The organism is Bacteroides sp. AM54-2NS, from assembly GCF_003602935.1.
GTDB lineage: Bacteria > Bacteroidota > Bacteroidia > Bacteroidales > Bacteroidaceae > Bacteroides > Bacteroides xylanisolvens.
In genome coordinates this window covers 21,477-28,336 of record NZ_QTMZ01000056.1, presented here as the reverse complement: position 1 = coordinate 28,336, position 6,860 = coordinate 21,477, and the positions used below count along the sequence as shown (strand labels likewise).

Below are 6,860 nucleotides of genomic sequence, written 5' to 3'. Positions count from 1 at the left end.
CTTTCGTATTTTTTTTTATAGATAAAAAAGGAGATAGTATAGAAAATAATAAAATAAAAGGTTATAAATCTACCTCACCAACCCTCACCTTTGACCCATATCTTATAATAAAAAGATAACGGGGAATCTTAAAAACTCAATCATCTTTTTCAGATTTACCACAACGTTTCCAGAATACTTCATTATTTTATTCAAAACTGTGCGGATATGAATTAAATTTTGGTGCGGTTGCCCTAGATAAAATATCAATAGACTAACTCAATAAAATGCATTGTTCGACACCAATTTCCTGAATAAAATAATTGTCGTGTGAGATTGCTATCACAGTACCTGCATAATTTTTGATAGTAGCAGTGATAATTTCAATACTTTGTATGTCCAAATTGTTGGTAGGTTCATCCAGGATAAACATATCAGGGGTATTGTTACTAATCATCAGACAGCAGAAAGCGAGACGCATTTTCTCACCACCACTAAGTTTCCGGCAGGATTTGTCCCATTCGGATGCAGGAAACAAGTAACGGTTTAGAATAATCTTTATTTCATGCTCTGGCAGATTCCGGCTGTTGAAAGCGTAAGCCTGTTCAAGAATACTGTTCCGGTCGTCAATGATCGAATACTCTTGATTCAAATAGACATAGCTAAAGTCCGTCCGTGTCAGGGTTCCTTCCTGTGGTTGAAGTTGGCCGGTGATTAATTTCAATAGAGTTGTTTTCCCGCTACCGTTGGCTCCTTCTATACGGAGGCGGTCTCCGCTCTTTAGCTGAAAGCTGACAGGAGCTTGCCAAAGCTGTTGTTTTGAGATACTATTTTCCTGAATATCATTGCTATTCGGATTGGGATGATAACCTGTGTCAGACGAATTTATTTCATCATTCGTCAGAATATCATTGTTAATCGAATTGGAATGATAACTGAAGTTAATCTCTTTTGCTGTCACTAATATCTTCCCGGTATGAAGCGAGGAACTGTTGAAATCGGTTTTTAATGCCGCAGTCGGAGAGAGCGAACCTCGAAGCTGGTTGCGTTCATTTGTTAACTTCTCGGCTTTCTCCTGATGAACGCCAGTCAGTTTACTAGTGCTCTTCTCGGATTTCCCTTGGAGTGCGTTCAATACAATGCGTGGAACTCCTTTTTTTATATTACTCTTTTCGCCGCGTACATTCTGTTTGTCCCTGCGTTCGGCCGTTTCGCGAGCCACTTTACGGGCAATACGTAGTGCCTTTTCTTTTTCTTCAATACGTTGTTGTAATGCTTCCTGCATCAGCGTTTTTTGTTCTTTGTAGAATTCGTAATTTCCGCCATAATAATTGATTTGATGCTTCTCCAATTCGCAAATTTCGGGGAGAAGATTGAGCAGAGTACGGTCATGACTTACCACTAACAGGGTGGAACGATATTTTTCTACCCAGTCATATAAACGTTGTCTGCCGGAAGAATCGAGATGATTGGTCGGTTCATCCATAAGTATGACAGATGGATGATGAATGTCCATACCTGCCAGGAATACGCGGGTCTTTTCGCCGCCACTAAGCAGATTCATCGGGTAGGATAGCGTAAACTGTCCTAATCCCCATAAATCGAGAGCGGCAATGGAACGTTCTTCGATATTCCAGTCATCATTTAGAATGGTGAAATTCTCGTTTGAGACATCTCCTGCCAGGATAGCGTGCAGAGCTTGCTGTTTGCGCTCTATTTGAAGAGCTTGTGCGATGGTCAGTGAATCATATTGCCCGAAATGTTGCGGGATATAATATAGGTCGTCCGGGCGGACAATGACACCGGAAGAGGGTGATAACTGTCCGGCAATAATTTGTAGCAAAGTAGACTTGCCACAGCCATTGTTACCGACTAATCCTAGTTTCTGCCCTTTACTGATGGCGAAATTGAGGTCACTGAATAATACTTCTTTATCCGGATGGATATAGCTGATTTGTTGGATACTGATAGACATGATGATCTATTGGGTTTGAGGTTGAAAATAGAGTGAAAAAAATCACAGGATAGGGGAACGACAAACACAATACTGGCTAAACAACACGGATTTCGTGATGCTTAACAAAATAGAAAAAGCATATAAGAAAAGTGATGTTTACTTAGAAGTGTTGTCTTACTTAGTAATTCTCATTGTGGTAGGTATATAGTTTAACTTGGCGGCAAAGATAACACTTTCTATTAGATTTCACTCTATTAAGACTGAAAAAGAATGAATTTCATTTATTTAGAGGCTCCGTTTACCTCATTCGGAGCCTCCGATTACTCCAAATAGAGCCTCTGTTTACTCTATTCAGAGGCTCTGTTTTAGAAGTGAGTTATACTCTTTCTTATTCTTATACATCAAACAGTTGATTTAATCCCTCACTCATACTGGGATGCGTGAAGATAAAATCGCGCAAGAATGTAGACGTCTGGCCTGTCTTTATCGCCATAGCTACGATATTGATGATTTCTGAAGCATCGGCGCAGAATAGAGTACAGCCCATAATCTTCCCGTTATGATTATTGATGATAGCTTTTAGCATACCATCTGTCTGCCTCAATGTACGGGTACGGACGATGGAGGATGCCGGCAACCGGGAAACCTTAAATGAATATCCTCTTTTCAGAGCTTCTTCTTCACTGATTCCGATATGCGCCAATGGCGGATCAATAAACACTGCATATTGCACAGGATCACGGTCTCCGATATCACGTTTCTTGTCACCGAAGAGTTGGTCACGGATAATCCGGAAATCATCCAGCGAGACATAAGTAAATTGCGATCCGCCTTTCACATCTCCCATTGCCCATATATGAGGAACAGTAGTGCGTAACTGATCGTTTACGATGATAGCTCCGTGAGCATCAACTCCTACACCCGCTGCTTGCAGATTCAATCCTTCAATCATCGGTTTACGTCCCGTTGCGATAAGAATGGCATCTCCATCTACATAATAAGGAGTACCGTCGGATACGTCCGAGTAAGTTAGTGTCACTCCGTCATTCGTGTCATGGATAGACTGCGCACGCGCGTTCAGATGGATTTCAATACCTTTCTTCTCCATCACTTCTTTGACGCTGTTTGCAATATCCCGATCTTCGCGAGGCATAAATTTGTTTCCTCCTTCGAGTATCGTCACTTTACTGCCGAAACCGGCATACATAGAAGCGAACTCCAGTCCGATATATCCTCCACCTATGATAATCAGGTGATGAGGAAGTACACTTAAGTCCAAAAGCGCACTACTGGTATATACGTGCTGACTTTGCTGAATACCATCTATTGCAGGGATAATGGGAGTAGACCCCGTGTTGATAAATATCTCTTTTCCTTTCAGTTCGATTTCTCCTTCGGGAAGTTCCACTTTTATGGTATCGGCGGATATGAAAGACCCCGTTCCAGTATAGATAGTCACATTAGGACGTTTGCTTAGTCTTTCGTAATTATCATTCCTAAGAAAGGAAGTGAGGCGGTTCTTTCGGCCGATGGCCTGTTTGTACATATTCGCCTGCTTCGGAAAATCATCGTGGTAAAGCAAAGCGGAAACCTCGGCTTCATGCACCAGCGTCTTTGTTGGGATACAGGCTACATTCGGACAGCTTCCTCCATACATCATGTTGGAACGTTCTACGATGGCCACTTGCCATCCGCGGTTGGAAAGTTCGGCAGCCAGGGTCTTCCCTGCCTTGCCGAATCCTATAATAATTGCATCATATTGTTTCATAACTTCTTGTATTAACGATTCGTATGAGACTATATAACAGTCTGAAAATACGATTTGTTCCGCAATGGCAAGAAGTCAGAATCCTCTTTAGTGGTTGTCTTAGTCTTTTTTAAGTGTTTTGAGTACGCGTTGTGACGAGTCGGATAATAACACTACGGCACTGGCCAGGATCACGATGTCTTTAATCACCAACCGCCCTGCACCGGATAGTAATGGGAAACCGAATTCTCCGCTTCCCAAGTCGGGAACCCAGACTTCCGGGGTGGTGACAAGAAAAGAAAGTGTGCCGAGCGTCATGATAATGGCGAGGGTGTCGCCTGCCAATCCCACTTTTGGGAAAAAGATTCCCAGGAATACCAGTATGCCGATACTCATAATAAGAGCTCCCAGTCCGTAAGAGAAAGTATAAGTGCGGTTTGCTTCGTGCCATGCACGATTTTCCGGGACAAAAGCACCTTCCGCATTTTTATGTTCTTTGTATTCGGGTGCACCTTTAGCATAGAAGAAACTCATAAAAGGACTGTTGGCAACAAACGGAACAATCCCGTCGGCTTCATAATGGAAATACTTCAATCCGCCTATCCATACAAATACTACCAGGATGGCAATGCGGATAAATTTCATACCAAAACTTTTCAGACTTGAAGTGAAGGTCAGTAAAGCGATCAATTTCTCTTTCATTTTGTTGGGGTTTTAATGGGTTTATCTTATGTCGCAAAGGTCGTCCATTTCCACTACCCTCAAAATAGCAATACTTCCGTATGCCTTGTCAATTTTTCCCTTCCTGTGTATTTCTGAATTGCACGGCGCTCTGTCCGGTCATATTTTTGAAGAAACGGCTGAAAGAAGCCTGGTCTTCAAATCCCAGAATATCGGCAATCTCTTTGGCGCTTTTGTTGCTGTAAAGCAGGAGACGTTTAGCTTCCGCTTCCACCCGTTCGTGGATAACCCGAAGCGGCGAAGGCAGTTTACAGGTAGAAAAGATGTTCGATAGTGTCTTGGGAGATTTATGCAACATATCGGCATAGTCCTGCACCTGTTTCTTCGTCCGGTAATGCTCGTCGACCAAGTTATAGTATTGGCGGACAATCTCAAAACCGGATTCTTTTTCACGGGTGATATTCATGCGGTGACGTGCAATCCGGGTACATTGGATAATGAAACGTTTCAGCAGGATGCGCAGCATCTCTTCCTGCAGGCTGTCGGAAACGGTAAACTCATTTTCCAGTGCTTCGGTAATAGTGTCAAGTTCTTTACGTTCTTTTTCGTTCAGTGTGAAACGGATCAGGTGCGATGAACCGTTGAACAGGAAACCGCTGCATGACACTTCATGGTCGTTGCCATAGATACAATAGAAATTGCTGTTGAACAATAAAGTCAGGTATTCGCCATCAATCGATTTGAATTCGAGGTGTTGCAGATGAGTGAGTGAAATCACTTCATCTTGGGTAAGCACCATTTCCTGGTGGTCGATTTCTACCGTGATGCTTCCGTTGCGTACCCATATAAATTTATAAAGCCCTTTTTCTTTTTGCAGTGCTTTTTCTGTCAGATAAGAGTCTGTAAGTGCGAGTGTTCCTTTTAGTTTCGTGTGATATTGTTGTAACATAATTAATCCTCCATTGCTGATGCGTCAAATGATAACGGCAGTAGATCACCTATACTTTTTACTTCGTAGATACATTCTTTGCCATATAATAGGATGCGGATGGGTTGTTTGTAACGCTTTTCCGTTTCCAGAATCACTTGCCGGCAAGCACCGCAGGGAGGAATCGGATGGTCGATGAAGTCCTTTTCCGTTCGTGCCGCAATGGCAAGAGTGACAACCGATTGGTCGGGATATTGGGAGTTGGCATAGAATAGGGTAGTACGTTCTGCACAAAGCCCCGACGGATAGGCCGCATTTTCCTGATTGGTTCCTGTCACTACTGTCCCGTTGCCCAATAGCGCAGCGGCACCTACGGAGAAATGGGAGTACGGAGAATAACTACGAGCTGTTGCCTCCATGGCAGTCTTTATAAGTGACCGATCGCCCTCATTCAACTCATCATATTGATATACTTTAATAATAGCGGTAATTGTGAGGTCTTTCATATACGTCAGGGTATTGGTTTCTACAATTAATGTTACAAAGTTAGGAAAGAGATTGATAATCCCAATTATTTTTCAGATTTTTGTGCCATCTAATTCACATCTGAATAAAAATGGAGAATAAACTGCATAGACTTATCTTTTTAACCGTTGTTTTTTTCTTTGCCGTAGGAGTGCAGGCACAGAAACGGAATGCCCGTTACGTCGAGTATATAAATAAGTATAGTGATTTGGCTGTTGAACAGATGAAGCTTCATAAGATTCCGGCGAGTATCACATTGGCGCAAGGATTATTGGAAAGCGGTGCCGGATATAGCCAGTTGGCACGAAAGAGTAATAACCACTTTGGTATTAAGTGTGGTGGCAGTTGGCGGGGACGTACGGTTCGTCATGATGATGATGCGCGCAACGAATGTTTCCGTGCTTATAAGCATCCGCGTGACTCTTACGAAGATCATTCCGACTTCCTTAGAAGAGGTGCCCGTTACGCTTTTCTTTTCAAACTGGATATCACCGATTATAAAGGCTGGGCGCGTGGACTGAAAAAAGCAGGCTATGCTACCGATCCTTCTTATGCTAACCGTCTGATTACGATTATCGAAGATTATGACTTGTATAAATACGACCGTAAGGGTGTATATTCGGAACGGAAGCTGAAAAAGAATCCTTGGTTGATGAGCCCGCATCAGGTGTATATCGCTAATGATATCGCTTATGTGGTAGCCCGCAACGGTGATACCTTTAAAGATTTAGGCAAGGAATTCGATATTAGCTGGAAGAAACTTGTGAAGTACAACGACTTGCAGCGTGATTATACCTTGATGGAAGGAGATATCATCTACCTGAAGAGCAAGAAGAAAAAGGCTTCCAAACCTTATACTGTATATGTTGTGAAAGATGGAGATTCCATGCATGGCATCTCTCAAAAATATGGTATCCGCCTCAAAAATCTGTATAAGATGAATCGTAAGGATGGTGAGTATGTTCCGGAAATCGGAGATAGATTGCGTCTGCGGTAGAGACTTCTCTCAAAAGTTTCGAATTTCGGAAACTTAATGACTCATT

General features: G+C 42.5%; 6 protein-coding genes. 1 reads left to right on the top strand and 5 read right to left on the bottom strand.

Annotated features, from left to right (window positions below):
• Window positions 1-253: 253 nt before the first annotated feature.
• The 5 genes from DXA05_RS22635 to cdd all read right to left on the bottom strand — a co-directional run bounded on the left by DXA05_RS22635 (window position 254) and on the right by cdd (window position 5,798).
• Window positions 254-1,954 (bottom strand): ABC-F family ATP-binding cassette domain-containing protein, encoded by a 1,701-nt coding sequence (locus DXA05_RS22635; protein ID WP_121960589.1) that lies wholly within the window; start codon window positions 1,952-1,954, stop codon window positions 254-256.
• Between the two features lie 376 nt (window positions 1,955-2,330).
• Complete coding sequence (locus DXA05_RS22630; protein WP_128859655.1) at window positions 2,331-3,704, bottom strand: FAD-dependent oxidoreductase; 1,374 nt, start codon at window positions 3,702-3,704, stop codon at window positions 2,331-2,333.
• 99 nt (window positions 3,705-3,803) lie between these two features.
• Entirely contained in the window at window positions 3,804-4,385 is a 582-nt protein-coding gene (locus tag DXA05_RS22625; protein WP_128859654.1) for a DUF417 family protein, read from the bottom strand.
• 88 nt (window positions 4,386-4,473) lie between these two features.
• Window positions 4,474-5,313 carry a helix-turn-helix domain-containing protein gene (locus tag DXA05_RS22620; RefSeq protein WP_004326568.1) on the bottom strand — a complete coding sequence of 280 codons (840 nt, stop codon included), beginning with the start codon at window positions 5,311-5,313 and terminating at the stop codon, window positions 4,474-4,476.
• Between the two features lie 2 nt (window positions 5,314-5,315).
• Window positions 5,316-5,798: a cytidine deaminase gene (gene cdd, locus DXA05_RS22615; protein ID WP_008025756.1), complete on the bottom strand. Its 483-nt coding sequence runs from the start codon at window positions 5,796-5,798 to the stop codon at window positions 5,316-5,318.
• 110 nt (window positions 5,799-5,908) lie between these two features.
• Here cdd and DXA05_RS22610 point away from each other — a divergent pair, with 110 nt between their 5' ends.
• On the top strand, window positions 5,909-6,814 hold the full coding sequence (locus tag DXA05_RS22610; RefSeq protein WP_004304231.1) for a glucosaminidase domain-containing protein: 906 nt from the start codon (window positions 5,909-5,911) through the stop codon (window positions 6,812-6,814).
• The last annotated feature ends 46 nt before the right edge of the window (window positions 6,815-6,860 follow it).